A 23,518-nucleotide genomic window follows, 5' to 3' on the forward strand; every position below is an offset into this window, starting at 1 on the left:
GGCGCATCTCGGCACCGGCGCCATCAGGAGCAACCGCTATGGAAGGAAGGAAGAAGGTCTGGTTCGCGTTGGCGTTGATCGCGGGTCTGGGTGTCGCGGGGGGCGCCCAGGCGTACGGTCCCGGCATGCACCCGGACGACGTGATGGTCCACCTCGAGCAGCATCGTGACGGCAGCTACGTAGAAACGTGGCAGACGCCGGAAGGTTTCGTCTACTACAAGCGCTGCGACTCCCCGTGGGGTCACTGCGAATGGTTCATGATGTGACCATGCTCCGATCGTTCTGATCGGGCTTCGCCGCGGCGGGCGCGATCAGCGCTTGCCGCGGCGGATCGGGGTGACGTTGCCAGCCGGCCTCGACTTCGTTTTCGCAGGGGCGTTCTCGCTGGCGTATCGCCCGATGAAATCGCGTACACGCGGGTAGACCACGTTGCGCCAGCGGCGGCCGCTGAAGATGCCGTAGTGGCCGGCACCTTCGACGGTGAAGTGCTCGCGGTCGGCCTCGGGCACGCCGCTGCACAGCTTGTGCGCGGCGCGGGTCTGGCCGAGGCCGGAGATGTCGTCCAGTTCGCCCTCGACGGTCAGGATGGCGGTGCGGCGGATCGCCGCCGGACGCACACGCTCGCCGGCCACGTCCCATTCGCCGCGCGGCAGCAGGTGTTGCTGGAACACCACGCGAACGGTATCGAGGTAGTACTCGGCGGGCATGTCGAGCACGGCGTTGTACTCGTCGTAGAAGCGCCGGTGGGCCTGGGCGTCGTCGTCGTCGCCCTTGACCAGGTTGCGATAGAAATCCCAGTGCGACATGAAGTGCCGCTCGGGATTCATCGCCATGAAGCCCGCGTGCTGCAGGAAACCCGGATACACGCGGCGGCCGCGGCCGGGATAGTTCACCGGCACCTGGTGGATCAGGTTGTTCTCGAACCACCACAGCGGGCGTTCGGTGGCGAGATCGTCGACCGAGGTCGGCGATTCTCGGGTATCGATCGGACCGCCCATGAGCACCAGCGAGCGCGGCGTGGTCTCGCCGCGCGCGGCCATCAGCGAGACCGCCGCCAGCACCGGGACGGTCGGCTGGCACACGCTGATGACGTGCAGGTCTTCGGCACCGATTTCGCGGATGAAATCCTCGATGTAGGCGACGTAGTCGTCCAGGGTGAACGCGCCGTCCTCGGTGGGCACCATGCGCGCATCGACCCAATCGGTGATGTACACCTTGTGGTCGCGCAGCAGCGTGCGCACGGTGTCGCGCAGCAGGGTGGCGTGGTGCCCCGAAAGCGGCGCCACCACGAGCACCGGGGGCTGGCCCTTGAGGTCGGTGATCGCGCCGGCATCGTCGCTGAAGCGCTTGAAGCGCAGCAGGCGACAGAACGGCTTGCGGGCGATCTCGCGCTCGACCACCGGGTACACGCTACCGTCGACGTCCACCGAGTGGATGTCGAACGCCGGCTTTTCGTAATCCTTGGCGACGCGGTAGAACAACTCGTTGGTCGCCGAGATCTGTTCGGCGCCCGGCGCCTGCGACAACAGGCTGCCTTGGGCGGAGAACGCCTTGGCGTTGGCTTCGGCCCAGTAGGCGTACGGCGCCAGCCAAGCGCGACCGAGTTCATGGAGTTGGTACAGGAACATGCGGGATCTCCGCTGGACGGCGTGCTGCTGCGGCGCAGCATAGCGGATCGCGCCCGGGACCGCCCGTGCCGCCGGGCGGGCGTTCAGGCGCCGGGGATCTCCAGCGAGGTGGCGCTGTCGGCCAGCGCCGGGCCCAGCCAGCAGTGCGAGCCGAGCGGACGGAACCCGGCGTCCGCGAAGCGCTTGCGGTAGAACGCGGCGGGACGGCGCAGGAAGCCGTCGTCGTCGCCGTCGGCGTCGTCCTCGCGGGTGAAGGTTTCCAGAAACGCGACGCCGCCGCAGAGTTCGGCCAGGCCCGGCAGGCCGCGGTCGATCTCGCGCGTGGGCAGGTAGTGCAGCACGTCGCTGCAGACCACCAGGTCGGCGGGAGGGCAGGGGCGCAGCATGCCGAAATCGGAAAAGCGTGCAAGATGCAGATTGCGTCGCGTGCCGTAGCGCCCGATCGCGTAGTCGCTGCTGTCGAAGCCCAGGTACTGCGCCTTCGGCCGCAGCTTCAACAGCGGTGCGCGCCAGGCACCTTCGCCGCAGCCGATGTCGAGCACGCTGCGCAGCGGGCGCTCGAGGTGGTATTCGGCGGTCGCGACGGCAAGCGCGACCTTGCGGGCCAGGCGCGTCGCGCCGCCGATATCGCCGCGGCGGTACCAGCGATCGAAGTAGGCGCGGTCGTATCGTTTCTCCATCCCGGTACGATACCGGGCGCGGCGGATTCGCGCCGCAGCCACTTGCGCCCACGGAGCCAATGATGCAAGCCTATTTCTGGGTCAAGACCTTCCATCTCGTGTTCGTCATCGCCTTCATGGCGGCGGCGTTCTACCTGCCGCGCATCCTGGTGAACATCGCCGAGGCGGGCGACGAACCAGCGGTGCGCGCACGGCTGGTGCTGATGGGCAAGCGCCTGTACGGCTTCGGCCACGCGATGTTCGGGCTGGCGTTGGTGATCGGTCTGGGACTGTGGATGGGCTATCGCGCGATCGACGGCTTCCCGACGATGGTCGCGCCGGGCAGCGGCTGGATGCACGCCAAGCTGGCGCTGGTGGTGCTGGTCCTGGCGCACTTCATCATCGCCGGTCGCATGCTCAAGGGCGCCGCCGCCGGTCGTTCGGTGCCGTCGTCGCGCTGGCTGCGCTGGTTCAACGAAATCCCGGTGCTCGCACTGATCGCCATCGTCTGGCTGGTGCTGGCCAAGCCGTTCTGACCCGCGTCGCGCCGCGTCGCGGCGTCAGTCCTGGAGCGCGGGTCGCGGGTCGCCTGCCGTGTCCGTGTGGCCTTCCACGCGGTCCCGGCCACCGCGTTTGGCCCGGTACATGGCGCCGTCGGCCCGATGCAACAGGGCGGCGGGTGCCGCATCGTCGTCGGCGAGCGTCGCCAGGCCGATGCTGGCGGTGATGACCAGGCCGGGGATGCCGAGCAATGGGCCGGTGCCGGCGATGCGGTGCCGCATCGCCTCCAGGCGCATATGGGCGCCGGCCGCGTCGACACCCGGCAGCAAGACCAGGAACTCCTCGCCGCCCATGCGGATCACGTCCTCGCGGCGACGCACCGAGCCGGCCAGCGTCGCGCCGACCGCGGCGAGGACGCGATCGCCGGCCTCGTGGCCGTGCATGTCGTTGATCTGCTTGAACCGGTCGATATCGACGAACCCCAGCGACAGCGGCAGGCCCTCGGCACGCGCCCGCTCGAAGCAATCGTCCAGCCGCGCCAGGCCGGCGCGACGGTTGGGCAGACCGGTCAGGGCGTCGGTGTCGGCCAACTGGCGCATCGCGTCGCGTTGCTCGCGCAGCCGGCCGTACCGGTTGGTCAGGGTGTAGGCCATGACGATGAGGAACCAGGTCAGCGCCAGCTGCACGATCTCGACGCGGTACTCCACCACCGGCCGCGTGCCGGCCACCTGGGGTACGAACAGCAGCAGTAAGGGCACGATCGCGGCGATCGCCGCGAAGGCACGGCGGTCGCCGCGCCATACCGACAGGCAGGCCGCCACGGTCACCGCCAACGCGCCCAGCGCGAACAGGCGATCGACCAGCCACCAGGCCGACGCGAGCGCCGACGGCGGGAGCAGCGGCACCAGCACGCCCACGCCGATGAACAGGCGGATCATCCAGCGCGAAAGGCGCCGCAGGCGCGGCGAGCGTCCGACGGTGCCAGCCTGCTGCCATGCGCCGTACGACACCGCCGCGAATCCGAAGCCGGTGAAGGCGACCTGCCATTGCGTCTCGCGACCATCGACCGGCAGCCACGGTTGCGGATAGCCGCCCAGCCCGTTCAGCGTGGCCTGCCACAGCAGCAGGGTCAGACACATGGCCACATGGGCGAGGAACGAGCGGTCGCGCGCGCCCACGAAGCCCATCAGGGCCGAGAAGGCGAGCGCCAACGCGATCGCCAGGCACGCTGCCCGCACCATCAGGCGAAGCGTGTCCTCCTGCTGCACGGGGCTGGGGCCGCCCAGACGGACCGTCGGTATCCAGTGCGGCTTGACCGGCGGATGCCAGCCGACCTGGACCGGGTCGTGGCTGCCGCGCTCGGGGACCACCACGAGGCCGACGCCGGTACGGAAGCGCGAATCCCGGGTCCTTGCGTCGTGCATCCGTCCGCAGACCTGGCGGTCGCCGAGGCCCACCATGACCTCGCCGCCGAACACATTGAACACGCTCACGGCCTGCGGCGTGCCGGACCAGCCCTCCGGCGGTGCCGGAATCTCGACCCGGTGCAGTGTCGTCAGCATCGCGGGATCGCAGGCCCGCATCGGGGTGGCGTCGCTGGTGGGCATGCCGCTGACCAGGTGCGTGGGCACGGCAGCGCGTGCGGCGCCGGTCATCGCCAACACCAGCGACAGCAAGAACGTGACGAGCACGGGCAGGGCGCGCCTTGCCGATTGATCCCCCGCCTGTCCTTGCGCCGTCATGGCCTTCTCCCGCGGGTATCTGGCCCGTCAGTGTCTCCATGCAAGTGTCGGGCCAGCCCGACGGCATGCCAAGGCTGGCGGCGCGGGGCCGTCGCGACGACGCGAGTGTGTCGATGGCGCGGCGGGAAGGGGGGTCGGGTCATCTTCGCCGGGACACCCCGGTGAACGCCGGTCCCCGGACCGCGCCATGGCCTGCAGCACGCGGCCGGCGCATCGTGCGTGGGCATGTATCCGGCGTCGCCGCAGGCACATCGACGGCGCGAGGCCGCCCGTGGACGGCGGGCGACCTCTGCCGGAATCCGTCAGGTCGTGTCGGGGCGCGTCAGCTCACGCGAGGCGTGACGTGCGGACGTTCGTAGGCGTCGGACCCCACGGCGCCCGGGACGGGCGGTGGCGGTGCATCGGGTGCCTGCATGTTCCGCTCCGGGATGCGTTCCCGGGCCGAGGCGGGGTCTCGTCGTCCGCGACGTACCCACCAGACCAGCGCCATCACCATCGCCGCCGGAATTGCCACCATCATCAGCAAGAAGAACCCGTGCCACGGGCTGAAACTCCCCATACCACCTCCCCAGAGCGGGCCGCCCTCCCGGCCGGCGCGAGTGCCGGCGCTTCCGTGGGGGACCCCTGCGTCCGATCCTACCGCGGCCGGCGCGCGGGCCATGCTGCCCTGCGTCAAAGGCTCAGTCGGCGGTGAGGCGGTGGACGTCGTGGGTGGCGACACCGATGTCGCGATCGGGCAGGTCGAAGAACGCCGGGTGATCGAGGGTCAGCGCCATGTCGTTGCGGCCCTGTTCCCAGTGGTACTGCAGCGGCAGGCGCCCGAAGGCGTAGTCCTTGTGCTGGCGTTCGTGCGCACCGGACTGGTAGATCAGATGGACGATGTTGAACACCCGGTCGTCGAGATAGGGCGCGAGCGTATCGGCCAGGTGCGGCGGCAGCTTGCGGTCGGGCAGGCGTGCGATCAGTTCCTTCAGCGCGCTGCGCAGTTGCTGGGCGAGCTCCACGGTGCGGGTGCCGTGGCGGGTGCGGCTGGAGAAACGGATGTCCTTCATCCGCTCCAGCACATCCATCATCGATTGCGGCCGCGGCCCGCGCGCGCTCCACAGGTCCACCTGCAGGGCGAGGGTGTCGGCCGGCGCGCGGCAATCGAGCACGTATTCGAGCGGCGTGTTGGAGACGATGCCGCCGTCCCAATAGGCCTCGCCATCGATCTCCACCGCCGGAAAGGCCGGAGGCAGCGCGCCGGAGGCGAGGATGTGCTCGACCCGGATCGGCTCGCGGGCGCTGTCGAAGTAGCGGAAGTTGCCGGTACCCACAGCCGTGGCGCCGACGGTCAGGCGCACCCCGGCATCCTGGTTGATGCGGTCGAAATCGACGAACCGTTCCAGCGTCTCGCGCAACGGCGAAACGTCGTAGAAGCTGGTGGCGGCGTCGCTGCCGTCGTCGAACAGGAACGGCGACAGCGGCCGGGCTTCGAAGAAGCCGCGCTGGCCCTGCAGCAGGGCGCCCCAGGCCGACAGCGCGTTGGCCCAGGCGAGCAGCTCCGGGTGCGGCGGCAGCGCGGCGACCGTGCTGCGCACCGCGAGCGCGGGCAGTGCCAGCATCGAGCCCGCGGGCTCGGCGATCAGGTCCCAGAAGCCCTGCAGCTTCTCGATGCGTCGCTCGACCGGGTTGCCGGCGATGATCGCGGCGTTGATCGCGCCGATGGAGATGCCGGCGAACCAGTGCGGACGGATGCCCGCCTCGTGGAGTTCCTGGTACACGCCGCACTGATAGCCGCCGAGCGCGCCGCCGCCCTGCAGCACCAGCGCGACGGTGGGGTAGCGCGCGACCCGGTCGAGGACGGCGTGGCGTCCGCGCGCCCGGCTCATTGCATGAACCAGCCGTGGCTGACGACCAGGCTCTGGCCGGTCAGCGCGTTGGTCTCGAACGCCGCAAGCGTCAGCGCGACGTTGGCCACATCGTCGACCGTGGTGAATTCGCCGTCGACGGTGTCCTTGAGCATGACGTTGGCGACCACCTCGTCCTCGCTGATGCCCAGCTCTTTCGCCTGTTCGGGAATCTGCTTGTCGACCAGCGGAGTGCGCACGAAGCCGGGACAGATGACGTTGGCGCGCACGCCGTAGTCGGCGGCCTCCTTGGCCACCGTGCGCGCCAGGCCGAGCAGGCCGTGCTTGGCGGTGACGTAGGGCGCCTTGAGTTTCGAGGCCAGGTGCGAATGCACCGAGCCCATGTAGATGATCGCGCCGCCTTCGCGACGCGTCTCCATGTCGCGCAGGCACTCGCGGGTGGTGAGGAAGGCGCCGTCGAGATGGATGGCGAGCAGCTTCTTCCAGTCGGCGAGGCTGAAATCGGTGATCTTGTTGACGATCTGGATGCCGGCGTTGGCGACCAGCACGTCGACCTTGCCCCAGGCGGCGACGACGGCGGCGATCCCGTCCACCACCTGCGCTTCGTCGGTGACGTCCATCGCCACGGCCATGGCGTCGCCGCCGGCGTCGCGCAGGCGGTCGGCGGCGGCTTCGGCCGCCTCGCGGTTGAGATCGGCGATGGCGACCTTGCCGCCGGCCTGCGCATAGACCTCGGCGATGCGCAGGCCGATGCCGCTGGCCGCGCCGGTCACCACGCACACTTTGCCGTCGAGTCGGTTCATGGGAACTCCTGCTGGGGGGATGCCGATCCAGCATAGCGAACGCCATGACAGCCGCGTGTCGTACCAACGGCCAAGGGCGCGTGCCCGGTCCGGGGACGCAGGGCGCCCACGCAGGGCGCGATCCCCCAGAGGCGGGTGCCGGTGCGCTCAGTCCGCGGTCGCGGCGCCAGTCCCGGCCTGGGCCTCGGCGAAGTCCTTCGGCCCGAAGCCGAAATCCGCCGGGTCGGGGAGGGTCACCGGCACGCCGTCGGCATTGCACAGGCCCTGCGCGCACAGGCGCTGGCGCAGGCGCGGGGCGGCCTGGACCATGAAATGGAAGATGGTGTGCTGCTCGACGTTGCCGCGCACGGCGTGCGAGCCGGGCCCATGAGCCCAGATACCGACATCGTCGCCGCCGTGGCTTTCGCTGCCCATCGGCAGGATCGCTTCCTGCATGTAGTCAGGGTGTTCGGTGTCGACCGCGGTGAGGTCGGGACGACCGCGGGCGGGCTGGAAGCCGCTGCCGACGTGGAAGAACGCTTTCGGGCCCTCGGCTTGCGAGGCGCTGGCACCGGTGTATCCCGGGCCGTTGGCGTAACCGAGCGTGGTGTACGGCAGGCCGAGGCCATCGAGCGCCCAGCCGGCCGACGCATCCTCGTCGCTGCTGCCGCGGACTTTGCCCAGGATCGGGTTGCCGCGCCTCGGGTAGCCGGCGAAGGTCAGGGTGTGGGCGTGGTCGGCCGTGACCAGGATCAGCGTGTCGTGCGCGTCGGTGGCCTCGATCGCGGCCTGTACGGCATCGGCCAGGGCGATGGTGTCGACCAGGGCGCGGTGGGCATTGCCGTAATGGTGGGCATGGTCGATGCGGCCGCCCTCGACCAGCAGGAAATAGCCTTCGGGCGCGTCCTGCAGGCGGCGGATCGCCTCGACCGTCAGTTCGGCCAGGCTCGGCTCGCCGGGATCGGCGGGGCGGTCGTGTTCGAAGTGCAGGTGGTCGTACTCGAACAGGCCGAGGATCGGGCGCCGGTCGCGAGCGGCGGCCATGTCGTCGCGGTTCCAGACGTAGGCCCCCCCGGGGTGGCGCGCCTGCCAGCCGGCGATGAGGTCGCGGCCGTCCAGCCGCAGCCCGACCTTGTCGGCGCGTTCCGGATCCCGCTGCTGCGCGGTCATGAAATAGCGACGGCCGCCGCCGAAGATCACGTCCGGGCCGCGGCCGGGGCGTTCGACCAACTGCCTGGCGATGTCGGTGCAGCCGGCGGCCGCCGCGTCGGCGGGCAGGCGCACGTCGCCTTCCCAGTTGCGATCGGGCGAATGCGCATAGGTGCCCGACGGTGTGGCGTGGGTGACGCGGGTGGTGGTGACGATCCCGGTGGCCATGCCGGCGCTTTCGGCCAGGTCGCGCACCGACAGCAGCGCGTTGCCGGCCAGGTCGGTGCAGTCGCCGCGTACGCGCGCCTGGCCGACGCCGATCACGCCGGCGCGCGTCTTCACGCCGGTGGCCATGGCGGTCATGGTGCCGGCCGAATCCGGCGTCTGCAGATCGGTGTTGTAGGTGCGGCTGAGCGCGGTATGCGGGAAATCCTCCCAGCTCAACCGGCGCTCCTCGCCCGGCGCGCCCTCGCGCTGACCGGCCAGGATCCGCGCGGCGGCGACGGTGGTCAGGCTCATGCCGTCGCCGATCACCAGGATCACGTTGCGGGCGCGACCTTCCATCGCGCCGCGCTCGGCGGCGGCGGCGGCACCGCTGCGGAACCACCAGGCCGCGGTTTCGCCGTCGGGCCGGGTGATCTCGGGCACATCGACCGGCGCGATCGTGGCACTCGGGCGTTCGGTGGTGGCGCACGCCCCGAGCAGGGCGGCGAGGATGCAGAGGGACAGCTTGCGCATCGAAATCGGGATGACGAGGAAAGGAAGCGCGTCATTATGCCGTCCGTAATGCGTTTCAGTGTTGCACGCAGAAGACTGCAGGCCGGCACCGGCTCGGGTATCTTCGGCGCTTTCGTCCCTGGGGGCCCCGGCCCCGGATTGTGCGCATGTTGAATTGGTGGTTCCGGATCGCGTTCTGGAAGCGGGTGGCCGGCGGCTTCGTGCTCGGTGCGCTCGCGGGCTGGCTGCTGGGACCGGCGGCGGAGACCTGGTTGCAGCCGTTGGGCACGTTGTACGTGAACCTGATCCGGATGATCGCGGTGCCGCTGGTGTTCTTCGCGGTGATGAATGCCGTGTCCGCGCTGCACGGGCAGCAGTCGGTGGCCGCGCTCGGCGGACGGACCTTCGGCTGGTTCGCGGCGACTGCGACGCTTGCGGTGGGCGTGGGCCTCGGCGCCGCGTTCCTATTCAATCCGGGCGTGGGCGTGGATCTCACCCCGCCTGCCGATTTCCAGCCGCGCGACGTGCCCGGGCCGGTGCAGGTGTTGCTGGACATCGTGCCGACCAACCCCTTCGCCGCGCTGGCCGAGGGCCGGATCCTGCAGGTGATCTTCTTCGCCGGGCTGGTCGGCTTCGCGCTGGTCAAGCTCGGCGAGAAGACCGAGGGCCTGCGCAGGCTGGTCGGCCAGGCCAGCGAGACGATGATCCAGGTCACCCGGTTCGTGCTGGAAATGACCCCGATCGGCACCTTCGGCCTGATCGCCGGGCTGGTGGGCGCCTACGGGTTCGAGCGGCTGCTGCCGCTGGGCAGTTTCGTGATCGCGCTTTACGTGGCCTGCGCGTTCCACATCGTGGTGGTCTACGGTGGCCTGCTGCTCACGCACGGCCTCAATCCGCTGAAGTTCTTCCGCGGCGCCGGCCCGGCGATGCAGATCGCGTTCGTCAGTTCGTCGAGTTTCGCCTCGATGCCGGCGGCGATCCGCTCGGTCACCCACGGCCTGGGCGTGAACCGCGACTACGCGTCGTTCGCGGTGCCGCTGGGCGCGAGCATCAAGATGGACGGCTGCGGTGCGATCTACCCGGTGCTGGCGGCGGTGTTCGCCGCCCAGTACGCCGGGATCGAGCTGAGCTTCGCGCAGTACGTGGCGATCCTGCTGGCCTCGGTGCTGGGCAGCTTCGGTACCGCGGGCGTGCCCGGCACCGCGGTGGTGATGGCCACGGTGGTGCTCAGCGCGGCGGGCCTGCCGCTGGAGGTGCTGGGTATCCTGCTGGCGATCGACCGCATCCTCGACATGATGCGCACGATGACCAACGTGACCGGCCAGATGCTGGTGCCGGTGCTGGTCGCGCGCGAGACCGGACTGCTCGATCGGGCGGTGTACGAACGCGCCGACGCCGGACTGGCCGACGAGGATCCGGCGCCGGCAACGTCTACGGCGTCCGGAGCGGATGCGGGCGCACCCGATCCTGCGACCAGGACGTCGGGGCCGGGTAGGCCGTGATCCGGCGGGAGGGCGAGGGCGCTCTCCCTGCGGACGTCGCGATCGCGCAACATTGTTCTCACTGCGAACCGAAAGCGAGAAAAGGTTCCTCGCCGACTCGCGTGACTCGCAGGGCGGGCTGGCTGCGCGGATTCCCGTGGACGCCGCGCCTAGGCGTCCGGGCATCGCTCTTCCCTCGGTCAAGGCATCCTGCCTTGACTCGGGCGCGCGCCCTCCATGGCGCGCTTGACGCGACACCCGCCCCCCTGGACACGGCTCACCTCGGCATGGAGATCGGCGTTTCGGTTAGGAGAAGCCGCGTCAGCGAATGGTCGACGGGGCGCTGCGGCCGGGGTATGCGGAGAACAGACCACGGGTGAGAGCCGACGGCTTGCGCGGCACTGCCGCGCGTCGACTCGAACGCCCCGGGCCCTGCGAGGGGCCGGACCGCGGAGCGGGCCTGCGGCGGCGAGTCAGACATGGATGTCCGACCGAGCCGAGGAGCATGCCCCGGCTGCGGCGACGCTCTTGCCGAAACCCGCACGTTGACCTGGCTTCCCCCAAGCGGGAGAAGGGGACCATGCCACGGCATGGTGGCCTCAGCCGCCCAGCGACATCGGCTTCTGTCCCGGCGTGTCGAGCCCGAACCGGCGACGGATGAAGCCGAGCCACAACCCGTACGGGCGTCCCAGTACCAGCATCAGCAGCGCGAAGCCGAGCGTCGCCCACATCACCGACAGGCCGCGCGCACCGCCGGCCACCACGATGCCGATGTAGATCGGCACCTGGAACAGCAGCAGCCCGAGCCCGTCGGCGGCCAGCCGACCGTGGCGCGAACGCGGCGACACCCGTGCCAGCCACCAACTCCGCCAGACCCCGTAGGGACGTGCCGTCAGCAGCATCAGCGGAAAGCCGACCGCGCGCGCCACCGCCACCTCGCTCCACTCCATTCCCCCGACGAAACGCTCGTTGAGGCCGCTGGTGACGGTGAAGAACGTCACCAGCGCCAGCGTGTCGGCGACGAACTCGCGCACCGCTCTGGACATCGCGCGCCCTCAGTACAGCGGGCGCTCGTCCGGCGGCGGCGGGTTCCACTGGTACAGCCAGGTCTCGCTGAGAGCACGGCCTGTGGACGGATCGCGCAGGAACAGGCGGGTCTCGATCTGCTCGGTGCCGGGGCCGGGCGGGACGACGTCGAACATCACCCGGTAGCCGTCGATCGCGTGCAGCGGTCGCGCCGACACCGTTTCCAGACGTCCGTCCGAGGTCTCCAGCACGGGTTCGACCTCGACCTCGCGTGCGACCAGGTCGGCCAGTTCCCCGCCGCTGAAATCCACCGCGAAGCGCAGCGACCACTCGGTGCGCGGGAAGCCGATCCGTCCGCCCAGCCCGGTGCGGCTGGCGACGCAGACCGCCAGCGTCGGCTTGGACGGCATCGCCTCGCCCCAGTACAGCCGATAGCCGAACAGCAGTTCGCGGCCGGGCTCGATCGGGGCGGCGGGATGCCAGAAGGCGACGATGTTGTCGAAGGTCTCGTCGATGGTCGGAATCTCGATCAACTGCACCTCGCCGCGCCCCCAACCGGCCCCGTCCTCGCCGGGCTTGGGCTCGACCCACAGCGACGGGCGGCGCTCGTAGAAGACGCCATCGTCCTGGTAGTGATCGAAATTGCGGTCGCGCTGCAGCAGGCCGAATCCTCGCGGATTCTCGTCGGCGAAGGCGTTGAAACGCAGCTCGCGCGGGTTCTCCAGAGGGCGCCAGACCCATTCGCCGTCGCCGGTGTGCAGGGCGAGGCCGTCGCTGTCGTGGATCTCAGGCCGCCAGTCCCATGCCATGCGGCGATCGTTTTCGCCGACCTGGTACATGCTGGTGCCCGGGGCGATGCCCAGACGCTCGATCGCGGTGCGCGGATACAGGGCGCAATCCACGTCCATGATCAGCGGCTCGCCGGGCGTGATCGCGAAGCGGTAGGCGCCGGCGACCGAGGGCGAATCGAGCAGTGCGTAGACGATCACCGTGTCCGACTCGGGATCGGGTTGTTCCAGCCAGAAATCGGTGAAATCCGGAAACTCCTCCGGCCGCGCCATGCCGGCGTCCACGGCGAGCCCGCGCGCGGACAACCCGTACTGGCCGCTTTCGCCGACCGCACGGAAATAGCTGGCGCCCAGGAACGCGGCGAAATCGCGCTGCGGGTCGCTGCGGCGATTGAGGCGGAATCCGGCGAAGCCGAGATCGGCGGGCAGGGCGGTGCCGTCCAGGCCGCTGTCGCCGTAGTCGAACATCGAGGCGTCGTAGTCGATCTCGCGCGCCTGGCCGTCGGCCAGCGCATGCATCCGCACCGGCGACTTGAAGTAGATGCCGAGATGGAAGAACTGGGCCAGGTAGCGGGTCCGGTCGTCCAGCCACAGCGCGTGGTCTTGCCGGAACCGCAGGGCCTGGTAAGCGTCCCAGCCCAGTGCGGCGACCGCGGCGGGCAGTTCCTGCGTGCGCGGCACATGCGCTTTCGCGCCCAGATCGCGGGCGCGACCCTTGAGTGCGGCGAAATCGAACGTCTGCGGATCGCCGAAACGGAGCGCGGCGCGTGCGGATGCCGGCAGGCCGGCGAGCAGGAGTGCGGCGATGCCGCCGTGGATGAACTCGCGTCGATGCATGGGTGAGAGAGGCGTTCGGAAAGGGAGGGTGAAAAAGCCGCGACATCCTAGCCGGCCCTGCGCGAGCAAACTGTTATTCGCGCCTCGGACCGGCTGGCTTATAGTCGCCCGACCGGCCCGGGGAGATGGGTCCAAGGAGCACGACATGCGATATCACGCACTTCTGGGCGGCGCCATCGCGCTGCTCGCACTGCTGGCCGGCCCGGCCGCGGCGCAGACCGACCGCTGGACGCTTCCGATCCAGAGCCACACTCTCGACAACGGCCTGACCGTGGTGGTCTCCGAAGACCGCAGCTCGCCTACCGTGGGCGTGAGCGTGGTCTACCACGTCGGCATGCGGCTGGAGCCGGAGAACCGCACCGGCTTCGCTCACCTGTTCGAGCACCTGATGTTCCAGGGCACGCCGGTCGCTCCCAAAGGGGTCTTCGACCGGGTGATCCAGGGCGGCGGCGGCATCCTCAACGGCTCGACCCGGGCCGATTTCACCAATTACATCGAGACCGCGCCGGTCTCGGCGCTGCGGCCGATCCTGTGGCTGGAAGCCGACCGCATGAAGACCCTCGACTTCTCGCCGGAGAACCTGCGCAACCAGCAGGACGTGGTGAAGGAGGAGATCCGGGTCAACGTGCAGAACCAGCCCTACGGCCTGTTCTTCTGGACCGACCTCAACCGGCTGGCGTTCGACCGCTGGGCCAACGCCCACGACGGCTACGGCAGCTTCGAGGACCTGGAGAACGCCCAGCTCGCCGACGTGGAGGCCTTCCACCGCGACTTCTACGGTCCCAACAACGCGGTGATCGGCGTGGTCGGCGATGTCGACGCGCAGGCGGTGTTCGCGATGGTCGAGGAATACTTCGGTGCGATCCCGGCCCGCGCCACACCGGAACGACCGGACGTGTCCGAGCCGCTCAACACTGCGCAGCGTCGCGAGGCCCAGGCCGACCGCCTGGCCCAGGTGCCCGCACTCGCCGTGGGCTGGAAGATGCCCGAGCAGGGCAGCGACGACCACGCGCCGATGGCCGTGCTGACCCAGCTGCTGGCCGGTGGCGACGCCTCGCGCCTGTACCAGGGCCTGGTGAAAGGCCGCGAGCAGTTGCTCAATCTCGACGGCGGCATGAACTGGCCGCTGGGCCACGCCTGGGACTACGCCGGCCCGACCCAACTGGTGCTGTTCGCACTGTACAAGCCCGATGTCGACCCCGATGCGGTGCTGGCCGCGCTCGACGAGGAAATCGCGCGCATCGTCGACGAGGGTGTGGACGCCGATGCGCTCGCGCGCAGCAAGACCAAGCTGCTGGCCGACTACGTCAACGCGCTGGAGCCCTTCATTTCGCGCGCCGACGAGATCGCCAAGGCGCAGGTGCTGTGGGGCGACGCCGAGACCCTCAACCGGGTTCCGGCCTGGATCGAGGCGGTGACCCCGGCCGACGTCCAGCGCGTGGCCCGCACGTATCTCACCGAGGCCAACCGCACCGTGATCGACCGGGTGCCCGCGGCGATGGCGCCTGCCCGCGGCCTGTCCGCGCCCACCGCCGCGGCCCCGGCCGCCGTACCGCAGAACTGAGGACGACGATCATGCAGATTTCCGCCTACCGTCTCCGCGCGCGCCTGATCGCGCTCGCCATCGGCGCTTGCGTCGCGGGTCTGGCCGCCGCGCAGCAGGCCCCGTCCGCCGCGTCGCCGACCGGTGCCGCGCCGGCGCCCGAGTCCGCATTGCCGGCCGACCTGCCGCCTTACGACGCGGACAAACCGCTGCCCGAGCTGGGTCTGGTCGAACGCCGGCTCGACAACGGCTTGACCCTCTGGGTGCTGCCGCGCACCGACGGCCTGCCGAAGGTCAACTACGTGCTCGCCGTGCGCGGCGGGCTGGCCAACGATCCCGACGGATTGCCGGGCATGTCCAATCTGTTGGCGGGCCTGTTGAGCGAGGGCACCGCCACCCGCAGCTCGGTGCAGATCGCCGAGACCCTGGAAGGCCTGGGCGCTTCGCTGTCGGCCAGCAGCGGCAACGACGGCATGCTGGTGAGCGCGTCTGGGCTGGCGTCGTCGGCGCAGCCGCTGATCGAGTTGTTCGCCGATGTGGTGCGCCATCCGTCGTTCCCGGCCAACGAGGTGCAACTGGCCAAGGCCAATGCGTTGCAGGGACTGAAGGTGGCCGAGTCGCAGCCGGCCTACCAGGCCAACCGTGCGATGGGCCGCGTGCTCTACGGCACGCATCCCTACGGCAACACCTTGCCGACCGAGGCTTCGATCACCGGCACCGACATTCCCGCCCTGCAGGCCGCGCACGCCGCGCGTTTCCGGCCCGACCAGGCGTTGCTGGTGGTCGCCGGTCGCGTCACCGCGGACGATGCGCAGCGGCTGGCCGAAGCGGCGTTCGGCGACTGGCGGGGCGAGGGGGCGCCGGTCGCGGCCGTGCCCGCGCCACCGGCGGCGCAGACGCCGCAGTTCGTGCTGGTGCCGCGCGAGAACAGCGTGCAGTCGGCGGTGCGGATCGGGCGCCCGGCATTCTCCGCCGACGATGCGCGTGCGATCCCGGCGGCGCTGACCAACACCATCCTCGGCGGCGGCTTCGACAGCCGCCTGATGCGCAACCTCCGCGAGGAAAAGGGCTACACCTACGGGGCCCGCAGCGGCTTCGGCCTCGCCCGCGCCGGCGGTGCGTTCCAGGCCCAGGCGGACGTGCGCAACGAGGTCACCGGCCCGGCGGTGGGCGAGTTCCTCAAGGAGTTCGAGACCATGCGCACCACGTCGGTCGGCGCCGACGAACTGGAGCGCGCCAAGCGCTTCACCGCAGGCACTTACCTGTTCCAGAACCAGATGCAGGGCGCGGTCGCGTCGGCGCTGGCGGGCAACTGGCTGCTCGGCCGTCCGGCCGACTACCTCAGCCAGTACGTCGGGCGCGCGCAGCAGGTGACCGCTGCGCAGGTGCAGGCGGTGGCCCTTGAGTTCTTCGACCCGGCCACCCAGAACATCGTGGTGGTGGGCGACGCAGCGGTGGCCGAACAACTGGCCGAGTACGGGGACTTCTCCAGCGACTGACCGGGAAATCCCCTGCGATCGCAGGTGCGATCGCGGCATCGCGCGAACGGAACGGGCGCCCTCGGGTGCCCGTTCTGCAAACGGGGCTCCGCTTCTTCTTCCGTATGGCGTACCCGCCGCGGTCGGGCGGTGCGGGGCGAGTGGGGTGGGCCTGCCCAATTCGACCGCCCGCCATCACTCCCGGGCGACGGCCATGGCCGCTTCGGTAGGCGGCGTCAGGAGGTTGCGGCCTGCCGCCTGCTGGCCCAGGTCGCGAAGCCCGCCGCGGTGAAGAACATCAGCAGGCTGTAGATCGCGGCCGGCACCGACATGGTGGCGTTGCCCAGGACGTTGAGCGCGATGAAGATCGCCAGCGTACCGTTGTGGATGCCGATCTCCATGGCGATGGCGATCGCCTGCCGGCGCGGCAGGCGCAACGCCAGCGGCGCGACGTAGCCGCTGCCCATGCTGATCAGGTTGAACAGCAGGCAGGCCAGGCCGACCACGGCGAAGTACTGGGTCAGTATCCGCCACTCCTGCGCCACCGCACCCGTGATCAACAGCACGAGCACCAGCACCGACAGGAGCCGGATGGGCTTTTCCATCCGTGCGGCGAAGCCGGGCGCCATCGCGCGGATGCCCATGCCCAGCGCGACCGGCAGCAGGATGATCGCGGCGACCTCCACGATCTTGTTGACCGGCGGCGGTACGTACTGGCCCTCGCCGAGGAAGAACTGCAGCGACAGGTTGAGGATCAGCGGCAGCGTGAGCAGGCACAACAGGCTGTTGACCGCGGTGAGGGTGATGTTGAGCGCCACGTCGCCACGCGCCAGGTGGCTGTAGATGTTGGCGGTGGCGCCGCCGGGCGAGGCCGCCAGCAGCATCAGGCCGACCGCCAGCTCCGGCGGCAGGCGGAACAACAGCGCCAGGCCCAGCGCCACCCACGGCAGCACGCCGGTCTGCAGGAACAGCCCGACCAGGACGGCGCGCGGATAACGGGCGACGCGGCGGAAGTCGTCCACGGTCAGGCCGAGGCCCAGCCCGAGCATGATCACGCCCAGTGCCAGCGGCAACAGCAGATTGATCAGGAGCGATGCCTGCATGCGCGATCCCCTCCCCGGGATCCGACGTGTCCGGGGAGGATCGCTGTGCGCAGGGAGCGGAGCAAGCCGCAGTGCAGCGGATTCGATCGACGTCGCCGACGCTCCCCTGATCGTCCAGGCGGTGCAGCGCGCGGATCAGGCCGCGAGGGCCTCGATCGCCCGCCCGGCATCGGCCAAGGCTTTCTCGCGTTGTCCGGTGCCGACCAGCAGGCCTTCGGCGACCACGAATTCGGGCGTGACGCCGATGAAGCCGAACACCGTCCGCAGATGGGTTTCCAGATGCTCGTGGGATGCCGCGGGGGCATCGTCGGCGTAGAGGTTTCCACGCGAGACCGCCACGATCACCCGGGTGTTGCCCGCCAGCCCGACGGGGCCGGCGTCGCCGTAGCGGAATGTCCTGCCGGCGACCAGGATCCGGTCGACCCACGCCTTGAGCTGGCTCGGCATGGCGAAGTTGTACATGGGCGCGCCGATCACCACGATGTCGGCCGCGAGGAACTCGTCGAGCACGGCGTGAGGGGTCTCCGGGGCCGGCATGTCGCCGAGCGTGAGGTGGTCCAGCGGATCTGCGAACAGATCCCGATAGGTGAGTTCGAGGTCCGCCGGATGCAGGCGCTCGAGGTGCGCCACCACGTCCGCCGACAGCTTCCGGCTGACGGAAGCCTCGCCGGTGATCGCGCTGTCGATGTGCAGAAGTTTCATTTTGTGCCTCGGTTACAATTTGTGCCTGTGGCGACGATGCGCCACGGCACGACACGCCGCAAGACGGCACATGCAGGTAACGGGAGGCACATCGCTGTGACCGGTCATTCCCCAGAACACGATCCGACGCAGTGCATGCACGTCAGCGATGTCCTCGCGCGGGTCGGCGGCAAGTGGAGCATCCTGGTCATCGGCACCCTGGGGCAGGGGCCGCTTCGCTTCAGCGAGCTCAAGCGCGCCGTGCAGGGCGTGTCCCAGAGGATGCTGACCCTCACCCTGCGGGGACTCGAGCGCGACGGCCTGATCGCGCGCACGGTGACGCCCAGCATCCCGCCGCGCGTGGATTACGCGCTGACGGACCTGGGGCGTTCGTTGCTGGAACCGGTCGCGGCGCTCGGGCAATGGGCGATCGTGCACCGAGCGGCGGTCGAACGCGCCCGGCGCCTGTTCGACGCCCAGGTGCCCGGTGCCGTCCAGACGCCGTAAAAAAAAGGCCGCCCGAAGGCGGCCCGTACGACGAGGTGCGGTGATTCAGACGCCGGCGACGCGCCGGGCCTGCATGAACTTGCCGGCCCAGTAGCCGGTGTCGAGCTCCGAGACGGTGACGTCGCGGCCGCTGCGCGGGGCGTGCAGGAAACGTCCTTCGCCCATGTAGATGCCGACGTGGTCGATGCGGCCGCCACGGCGGCTGAAGAACACCAGGTCGCCGGCGTCGAGCTGGTCGCGGGTGACGCGCTCGCCCGAGTTGGCCATGTCGCGCGACACCCGCGGCAATTCGATGCCCAGCGCGGTCCGGAACACATAGTTCACCAGGCCGCTGCAGTCGAAGCCGCGCTCGGGGGAGGTGCCGCCCCAGCGGTAGGGCGTGCCGAGCAGGGTCATGGCGCGTTGCAGCAGCCCCTGCACGCCCGCGCTCTGCGGGCCGCCGGCCAGCGACGGCTGCGCGGACGCCTGCTGGGCGCTCTTGCGGATCAGGTCGGCCGCGGCGATCAGCTGGTTCACGTCGGACGCGAACAGCATCTCCGGTCCATTGGCCGGCATCGGATCGGCCAGCTGTTGGCTCACGGTCGGCGCCAGCGGCAGCTGGTCGGCCGAGTCTCCGGCCAGGCCCGCCGCAGATGCAGGCAGGACGCAGCCACCGCCGAGTACGGCGGCGATGAGGAGGTGAGAGGAGATCCGCCGGATTCGACGGTTCGCGGTGGCGGCAGAGCGGCCTGGTTGAGGGTCGGCAGTCGTCACGCGGGTCAGGAATGTTGGCGTGGCGTGATGTTGCCCGACGCGGGGCGGCGACTTGTTATGAAAAAGTTAATGAATGCGCTATGTCTATGAAATAAATAGACGTGGTCTTCACGAAATCGGGACAAACTTCACAAAACGCCTACAGGACGCGGCGTGATCCGGAATAGTTGTCGCGCCAATAGTGGCCGTCCAGATGGTCCAGCCGGACCGTACCGCCGCTGCTCGGGGCATGGACGAAGCGGCCTTCGCCGACGTAAATGCCGACGTGGGTCACATTGCCGCGGGGGCCGAAGAACACCAGGTCCCCGGCGGCCAGACGATCGGGCGCGATCCGCGGTCCCTGCACAGCGGCCAGCTCTCGCGAGGTGCGTGGCAGCCGCAGGTCGAGCATGTCGCTGTAGACGTAATGGACCAGACCGCTGCAGTCGAAACCGCCTTCCGGGGTATTGCCGCCGAACCGGTAGGGCGTTCCGACCAGACCGATGGCGCGGATCACCACCGAGTTGGCCGCCGCGGGATCGCCGGGCGCGACCACGTCCCAGACGCGCGTGCTGGGCGGGGCGGAGGGCGGGGGCGCCTGGGCCGGACGCACGTCGGGCCGCCCACCGCAGGCGGCAAGCGCGAGAGGAAGCACGGCGGCGGCGATCCACAGAGGTGGAGCCGGGCGGGGGCCGATTGGCGCGGCGCGGCCGAAGCCGGGATAATCGTCGGTCATCGAGGCCGTATCTTGGCCGATCGCCGCGACGATGAGAAGCCGTCCCGGCGCCGATCCTGGAGCCCTCCGGTATCGGATGCCCTTTCATTCACCGCGGCACCCGGTGCCGCGCCAGCAGGATTGCCCATGAAGATCGAGAAAGACCGCGTCGTCCGTTTTCACTACACCGTGTCCGAGCAGGGCGGGGAGCCGGTCGAGAGTTCGAAGGAGCGCGGCGAGCCGCTGGCGATCCTGATCGGGCACGGCAACATCATTCCCGGTCTGGAGAAGGCGCTCGACGGCCACGAGGCCGGCGACAGCTTCGGCGCGGACGTGGTGGCCGCGGATGCCTACGGCGAGCGTCGCGACGGCCTGAGCCAGCGCGTGCCGAAGAAGCACTTCGGTGCGCAGCGTCTGGCGCCGGGCATGCAGGTGGTGCTCAACACCAACTTCGGTCCGCGTGCGGTGACGATCGAGAAGGTCGGCATGACCGTGGTCGACGTCGACCTGAATCACCCGATGTCCGGCAAGGACCTGCATTTCGACATCGAGGTGGTGGACGTGCGCGAAGCCTCGGCGGAGGAGATCGAGCACGGTCACGTGCACGGCGAAGGCGGTCACGAACACTGATCCCGTCCGGCGGACTCCGCCTGGACGGTTGCGCGAACGGCCCGCCTGTGCGGGCCGTTCGCGTTCGCGCGGCGCGGATCTCCCGGCCTGACGCCCGTCGTCTTCAGCCGCATCCGGCACAGGTCGTGGCCGGGCAGCGCGGTCGTCGTGTACGGCCATGCCGCGCTGGATGGGCGCCCGGGCGAGCGCGCGCTTGTCGCCGCGGCATGCCTGCTGCATGGTCGGTCCATCCGGGGCACGAGGGCACAGGGTGAACGACGCGCGGGAACCGCTGGGCGCGCACGCGCGTCTGGCCTGGCTGGATGTGCTGCGGGCGCTGGCGTTGCTGGGCATCTTCCTGGTCAATCTGGACTGGTTCAACCGGCCCTGGCAGGCATTCGGCTGGGGCATGCGGCCGGGCCTGGCCGGCGCCGATGCGATGGTCGCCTGGGGCGTGCAGGTGCTCGTCGCCGGCAAGGCCTGGGTGCTGTTCGCCTTGCTGTTCGGAATCGGCTTCGCACTGGTGCAGGCGCGTCGCGGCGTCGACGAGGCCGGGTTCGCGGCCTGGTGGAAGCGGCGCATGGTGGTCCTGCTGGCGATCGGCCTGGCGCACGGTGCATTGCTGTGGCCCGGCGACATCCTCCGCACCTACGCATTGGCCGGTCTGTTGCTGCTGGCCGGTCGCCACCTGGCGCCGGGTGGACAGCGCACGCTGGGGCTGCTGGCCTACGGAGGGGTGATGGGCCTGTCGATCGTGCTGGCGCTGGCGATGATGGGGCGCGGCGCGGGACTGGTGGCGCCGATCGATGCCGCCGCCTCGGCAACGGCCGCGCAGATCTACGCGGGCGGCGAGTTCGGTGCGGTGACGCTGCAGCGCCTGCGCGATCTGTCCGGCCTGATCCTGGCCGACATCGGCACGGTCCCGATGGCGTTCGGTGTGTTCCTGCTCGGCAGTTGGCTGTATCGAAGTGGCCGCCTGCACGATGTCGACCGGCATCGCGGCTGGCATCGGGCGATGGTCGTCGTCGCCTTGCCGGCCGGATTGCTGGCCAGCGTGACGATCGCGTCGGTGCTGGGGCTCAATGCGATACAGGCCGGGGGGGCAGGGCAGTGGTGGCTGGCGAGCGGGCTGCTGCAGCTGGCAGCGCTGCCGGTGGCGCTCGGCGTGCTGTCGCTGTTCGCGCTGCACGGGCAGGGGGCGGGCGGACGGCTGCGCGTCTGGATGGCGGCCGGTGGACGGATGGCCCTGAGTCTTTATCTCCTGCAGTCGTTGATCGCGTCGTGGGTGTTCTACGGGTACGGCCTCGGCATGTGGGACGAGTGGGGGCCGGCCGTGCTGCTGGCGTTCGGCGTGACGGTCTTCGCCGCGCAGATCGCGTTCGCGCGCTGGTGGCTGGCGCGGTTCGCGTTCGGGCCGGTCGAGTGGCTGTGGCGGTGGGCGTCGTACCGGCGGCGTCCGCCGTTTCTGCGCAGCGGGCCTTCCGCCTGAACCCCTCACGGGCGGCGGGGCGATCCGCGCAGGCCGCGGACGTGACACCGGGTGGCAGGCCCTACACTGATGTCATGGAAGCACCCGACGATGTCCTGATCGTGGGCGGCGGCGTGATCGGTCTGGCGAGTGCGCTCGCGCTGCTGGAGACCGGCCGCCGCGTCCGCGTGCTCGAGGCCGGTCTCGCCGGTCGCGGCAGTTCGCACGGCAACTGCGGCACGATCACCCCGAGCCACGCTGCGCCGTTGACCGCGCCGGGCACCATTCGCAAGGTGCTGGGCTGGATGTTGACGCCCGACGCGCCGTTCTACGTCAAGCCGCGCGTGGACATGGCGATGTGGCGCTGGATGCTGGGGTTCGCGTCGCACTGCAACCCGCGCGACTGGACGCGGGCGATGGCGGCGCGTGCGAGCATTCTCCAGTCCTCGCGCGCGCTGCTGCCGGACTGGATCGTCCGCCATGGGCTGGAGTGCGAGTACGCCGAGGACGGCGTGGACTACATCTATCGCGATCCGCGCGAACTGGCCCGTTTCGACGCCGAGATCGCGGGGTTGCGCGCGTTGGGCATCGCTGTGGAGACCGTCGACGGGCCGGCCTATCTGCGCGACGAGCCGGCCCTGCGCGACGGGATCGCCGGTGCGGTGCGCTTTCCCGGCGATGCGCGGCTGCGTCCGGACCGCTATGTCGCGGGCCTCGCGCGGGCGGTGCGTGCGGCCGGCGGCATCGTCGAGGAGCAGGCGCCGGTGGCGGCGATCGCATCCACCCGCGACGGCGTCGAAGCGACCACGCCCCGCGGACGCTTCGCCGCACGCGACCTGGTGCTGGCCAGCGGCGCCTGGTCGCCGCGGGTGGGGCGGGCGCTGGGGCTGAGGATTCCGGTGCAGCCGGGTAAGGGGTACTCGATCACGTACCGGCGGCCCGCGCTCGTGCCGAAGCGACCGATGGTGCTCAAGGAGCGCGCGGTCTGCGTGACCGTCTGGGACAGCGGCTTCCGCCTGGGCAGCACCATGGAGTTCTCCGGCTACGACGACAGCCTCAACCGGCGCCGTCTCGATGCGCTCGAACGCGGCGCGGCCGAATACCTGCGCGAGCCGGTCGGTCCGCACAAGGAGGAGGAGTGGTTCGGCTGGCGCCCGCTGTCGGTCGACGACATCCCGCTGATCGGTCGCGCGCCGGGGCATCCGCATGTCTGGCTCGCCACCGGTCACGGGATGCTCGGGGTGAGCATGAGCGCGGCGACCGGGCGCCTGGTGGCGGAACTGGTGACAGGCGTCGAACCGCACCTGGATCCGGCGCCGTTCGACCCGGCGCGCTTCGGCTAGCGCGCCCGGCCGGGAAGATGCGGCGCGACATGAGCGGGAGTCGCTTCGGCATGCCGTCGCGCAGCCGGCGTCGTCGCGATGCATCGGCCGGCGCCGTCACCGCAGCGGGCATGCACAGCACGTTATCGTGACGGGCGATTGCCGCGCCCGCGGCCGTATTCCAAGACCCGATGCAGGAG

General features: G+C 70.1%; 21 protein-coding genes. 9 read left to right on the plus strand and 12 right to left on the minus strand.

Going from position 1 to position 23,518, the window contains the following annotated elements; translation table 11 throughout:
* Positions 1 to 38 precede the first annotated feature (38 nt).
* The gene (locus tag RG19_RS04200; RefSeq protein WP_058834174.1) at positions 39 to 266 is read left to right on the plus strand and encodes a hypothetical protein; all 228 of its coding nucleotides are present in this window, start codon (positions 39 to 41) and stop codon (positions 264 to 266) included.
* A 45-nt stretch (positions 267 to 311) separates the two neighbouring features.
* Here the strand turns inward: RG19_RS04200 and RG19_RS04205 are convergent, their stop codons facing one another.
* Positions 312 to 1,628: a polyhydroxyalkanoate depolymerase gene (locus RG19_RS04205; protein ID WP_058834175.1), complete on the minus strand. Its 1,317-nt coding sequence runs from the start codon at positions 1,626 to 1,628 to the stop codon at positions 312 to 314.
* Between the two features lie 83 nt (positions 1,629 to 1,711).
* A complete protein-coding gene (locus RG19_RS04210) occupies positions 1,712 to 2,308 on the minus strand; it encodes a class I SAM-dependent methyltransferase (RefSeq protein WP_058834176.1) in 597 nt (198 codons plus the stop codon).
* Positions 2,309 to 2,370: 62 nt separating this feature from the next.
* Here RG19_RS04210 and RG19_RS04215 point away from each other — a divergent pair, with 62 nt between their 5' ends.
* The gene (locus RG19_RS04215) at positions 2,371 to 2,823 is read left to right on the plus strand and encodes a CopD family protein (protein WP_058836402.1); all 453 of its coding nucleotides are present in this window, start codon (positions 2,371 to 2,373) and stop codon (positions 2,821 to 2,823) included.
* Between the two features lie 24 nt (positions 2,824 to 2,847).
* Here the strand turns inward: RG19_RS04215 and RG19_RS04220 are convergent, their stop codons facing one another.
* The 4 genes from RG19_RS04220 to RG19_RS04235 form a co-directional block, all read right to left on the minus strand.
* Positions 2,848 to 4,479 carry a GGDEF domain-containing protein gene (locus RG19_RS04220; protein ID WP_058834177.1) on the minus strand — a complete coding sequence of 544 codons (1,632 nt, stop codon included), beginning with the start codon at positions 4,477 to 4,479 and terminating at the stop codon, positions 2,848 to 2,850.
* 731 nt (positions 4,480 to 5,210) lie between these two features.
* Positions 5,211 to 6,401, minus strand: a complete 1,191-nt coding sequence (locus tag RG19_RS04225) for a patatin-like phospholipase family protein (protein ID WP_058834178.1) — start codon at positions 6,399 to 6,401, stop codon at positions 5,211 to 5,213.
* The gene (locus RG19_RS04230) at positions 6,398 to 7,183 is read right to left on the minus strand and encodes a 3-hydroxybutyrate dehydrogenase (protein ID WP_058834179.1); all 786 of its coding nucleotides are present in this window, start codon (positions 7,181 to 7,183) and stop codon (positions 6,398 to 6,400) included. Before RG19_RS04230 ends, RG19_RS04225 begins: the two co-directional genes overlap by 4 nt.
* A 147-nt stretch (positions 7,184 to 7,330) precedes the next feature.
* Positions 7,331 to 9,049, minus strand: coding sequence for an alkaline phosphatase (locus tag RG19_RS04235; RefSeq protein WP_058834180.1), 1,719 nt, complete (start codon positions 9,047 to 9,049; stop codon positions 7,331 to 7,333).
* A 140-nt stretch (positions 9,050 to 9,189) separates the two neighbouring features.
* Here RG19_RS04235 and RG19_RS04240 point away from each other — a divergent pair, with 140 nt between their 5' ends.
* Complete coding sequence (locus RG19_RS04240; protein WP_082672457.1) at positions 9,190 to 10,530, plus strand: dicarboxylate/amino acid:cation symporter; 1,341 nt, start codon at positions 9,190 to 9,192, stop codon at positions 10,528 to 10,530.
* 578 nt (positions 10,531 to 11,108) lie between these two features.
* Here the strand turns inward: RG19_RS04240 and alaE are convergent.
* On the minus strand, positions 11,109 to 11,555 hold the full coding sequence (gene alaE / locus RG19_RS04245; protein ID WP_058834181.1) for an L-alanine exporter AlaE: 447 nt from the start codon (positions 11,553 to 11,555) through the stop codon (positions 11,109 to 11,111).
* Positions 11,556 to 11,564: 9 nt separating this feature from the next.
* Positions 11,565 to 13,160, minus strand: a complete 1,596-nt coding sequence (locus RG19_RS04250) for an OpgD/OpgG family glucan biosynthesis protein (protein ID WP_058834182.1) — start codon at positions 13,158 to 13,160, stop codon at positions 11,565 to 11,567.
* 145 nt (positions 13,161 to 13,305) lie between these two features.
* On the opposite strand from RG19_RS04250, the gene RG19_RS04255 reads away from it, so the two are divergent.
* Together RG19_RS04255 and RG19_RS04260 are read left to right on the plus strand one after the other, a co-directional pair.
* Complete coding sequence (locus tag RG19_RS04255; protein ID WP_082672458.1) at positions 13,306 to 14,724, plus strand: M16 family metallopeptidase; 1,419 nt, start codon at positions 13,306 to 13,308, stop codon at positions 14,722 to 14,724.
* Between the two features lie 11 nt (positions 14,725 to 14,735).
* The gene (locus tag RG19_RS04260; RefSeq protein WP_058834183.1) at positions 14,736 to 16,202 is read left to right on the plus strand and encodes a M16 family metallopeptidase; all 1,467 of its coding nucleotides are present in this window, start codon (positions 14,736 to 14,738) and stop codon (positions 16,200 to 16,202) included.
* A 215-nt stretch (positions 16,203 to 16,417) separates the two neighbouring features.
* Here the strand turns inward: RG19_RS04260 and RG19_RS04265 are convergent, their stop codons facing one another.
* Together RG19_RS04265 and RG19_RS04270 are read right to left on the minus strand one after the other, a co-directional pair.
* Positions 16,418 to 17,284 carry a bile acid:sodium symporter family protein gene (locus RG19_RS04265; RefSeq protein WP_058834184.1) on the minus strand — a complete coding sequence of 289 codons (867 nt, stop codon included), beginning with the start codon at positions 17,282 to 17,284 and terminating at the stop codon, positions 16,418 to 16,420.
* 135 nt (positions 17,285 to 17,419) lie between these two features.
* Positions 17,420 to 17,986, minus strand: a complete 567-nt coding sequence (locus RG19_RS04270) for an FMN-dependent NADH-azoreductase (RefSeq protein ID WP_058834185.1) — start codon at positions 17,984 to 17,986, stop codon at positions 17,420 to 17,422.
* 135 nt (positions 17,987 to 18,121) lie between these two features.
* Here RG19_RS04270 and RG19_RS04275 point away from each other — a divergent pair, with 135 nt between their 5' ends.
* On the plus strand, positions 18,122 to 18,472 hold the full coding sequence (locus RG19_RS04275; RefSeq protein WP_058834186.1) for a winged helix-turn-helix transcriptional regulator: 351 nt from the start codon (positions 18,122 to 18,124) through the stop codon (positions 18,470 to 18,472).
* A 45-nt stretch (positions 18,473 to 18,517) separates the two neighbouring features.
* Here the strand turns inward: RG19_RS04275 and RG19_RS04280 are convergent, their stop codons facing one another.
* Together RG19_RS04280 and RG19_RS04285 are read right to left on the minus strand one after the other, a co-directional pair.
* On the minus strand, positions 18,518 to 19,051 hold the full coding sequence (locus tag RG19_RS04280) for a C40 family peptidase (RefSeq protein WP_425599686.1): 534 nt from the start codon (positions 19,049 to 19,051) through the stop codon (positions 18,518 to 18,520).
* Between the two features lie 313 nt (positions 19,052 to 19,364).
* The gene (locus RG19_RS04285; RefSeq protein ID WP_082672460.1) at positions 19,365 to 19,940 is read right to left on the minus strand and encodes a C40 family peptidase; all 576 of its coding nucleotides are present in this window, start codon (positions 19,938 to 19,940) and stop codon (positions 19,365 to 19,367) included.
* Between the two features lie 126 nt (positions 19,941 to 20,066).
* Between RG19_RS04285 and RG19_RS04290 the strand changes: the two genes are divergently transcribed.
* The 3 genes from RG19_RS04290 (at position 20,067) to RG19_RS04300 (ending at position 23,339) form a co-directional block, all read left to right on the plus strand.
* Entirely contained in the window at positions 20,067 to 20,549 is a 483-nt protein-coding gene (locus tag RG19_RS04290) for an FKBP-type peptidyl-prolyl cis-trans isomerase (RefSeq protein WP_058834187.1), read from the plus strand.
* 250 nt (positions 20,550 to 20,799) lie between these two features.
* A complete protein-coding gene (locus RG19_RS04295; RefSeq protein ID WP_058834188.1) occupies positions 20,800 to 22,017 on the plus strand; it encodes a DUF418 domain-containing protein in 1,218 nt (405 codons plus the stop codon).
* Positions 22,018 to 22,058: 41 nt separating this feature from the next.
* A complete protein-coding gene (locus RG19_RS04300; protein WP_425599687.1) occupies positions 22,059 to 23,339 on the plus strand; it encodes an NAD(P)/FAD-dependent oxidoreductase in 1,281 nt (426 codons plus the stop codon).
* Positions 23,340 to 23,518 lie beyond the last annotated feature (179 nt).

Origin of the sequence: Luteimonas abyssi (assembly GCF_001482195.1) — a bacterium.
Taxonomy (GTDB): domain Bacteria; phylum Pseudomonadota; class Gammaproteobacteria; order Xanthomonadales; family Xanthomonadaceae; genus Luteimonas; species Luteimonas abyssi.

Coding starts and splice junctions, on each gene's coding strand:
- RG19_RS04200 (WP_058834174.1), top strand. CDS start 39: ATGGAAGGAAGGAAGAAGGTCTGGTTCGCGTTGGCGTTGATCGCGGGT.
- RG19_RS04205 (WP_058834175.1), bottom strand. CDS start 1,628: ATGTTCCTGTACCAACTCCATGAACTCGGTCGCGCTTGGCTGGCGCCG.
- RG19_RS04210 (WP_058834176.1), bottom strand. CDS start 2,308: ATGGAGAAACGATACGACCGCGCCTACTTCGATCGCTGGTACCGCCGC.
- RG19_RS04215 (WP_058836402.1), top strand. CDS start 2,371: ATGCAAGCCTATTTCTGGGTCAAGACCTTCCATCTCGTGTTCGTCATC.
- RG19_RS04225 (WP_058834178.1), bottom strand. CDS start 6,401: ATGAGCCGGGCGCGCGGACGCCACGCCGTCCTCGACCGGGTCGCGCGC.
- RG19_RS04230 (WP_058834179.1), bottom strand. CDS start 7,183: ATGAACCGACTCGACGGCAAAGTGTGCGTGGTGACCGGCGCGGCCAGC.
- RG19_RS04235 (WP_058834180.1), bottom strand. CDS start 9,049: ATGCGCAAGCTGTCCCTCTGCATCCTCGCCGCCCTGCTCGGGGCGTGC.
- alaE (WP_058834181.1), bottom strand. CDS start 11,555: ATGTCCAGAGCGGTGCGCGAGTTCGTCGCCGACACGCTGGCGCTGGTG.
- RG19_RS04250 (WP_058834182.1), bottom strand. CDS start 13,160: ATGCATCGACGCGAGTTCATCCACGGCGGCATCGCCGCACTCCTGCTC.
- RG19_RS04255 (WP_082672458.1), top strand. CDS start 13,306: ATGCGATATCACGCACTTCTGGGCGGCGCCATCGCGCTGCTCGCACTG.
- RG19_RS04260 (WP_058834183.1), top strand. CDS start 14,736: ATGCAGATTTCCGCCTACCGTCTCCGCGCGCGCCTGATCGCGCTCGCC.
- RG19_RS04265 (WP_058834184.1), bottom strand. CDS start 17,284: ATGCAGGCATCGCTCCTGATCAATCTGCTGTTGCCGCTGGCACTGGGC.
- RG19_RS04270 (WP_058834185.1), bottom strand. CDS start 17,986: ATGAAACTTCTGCACATCGACAGCGCGATCACCGGCGAGGCTTCCGTC.
- RG19_RS04275 (WP_058834186.1), top strand. CDS start 18,122: ATGCACGTCAGCGATGTCCTCGCGCGGGTCGGCGGCAAGTGGAGCATC.
- RG19_RS04285 (WP_082672460.1), bottom strand. CDS start 19,940: ATGACCGACGATTATCCCGGCTTCGGCCGCGCCGCGCCAATCGGCCCC.
- RG19_RS04290 (WP_058834187.1), top strand. CDS start 20,067: ATGAAGATCGAGAAAGACCGCGTCGTCCGTTTTCACTACACCGTGTCC.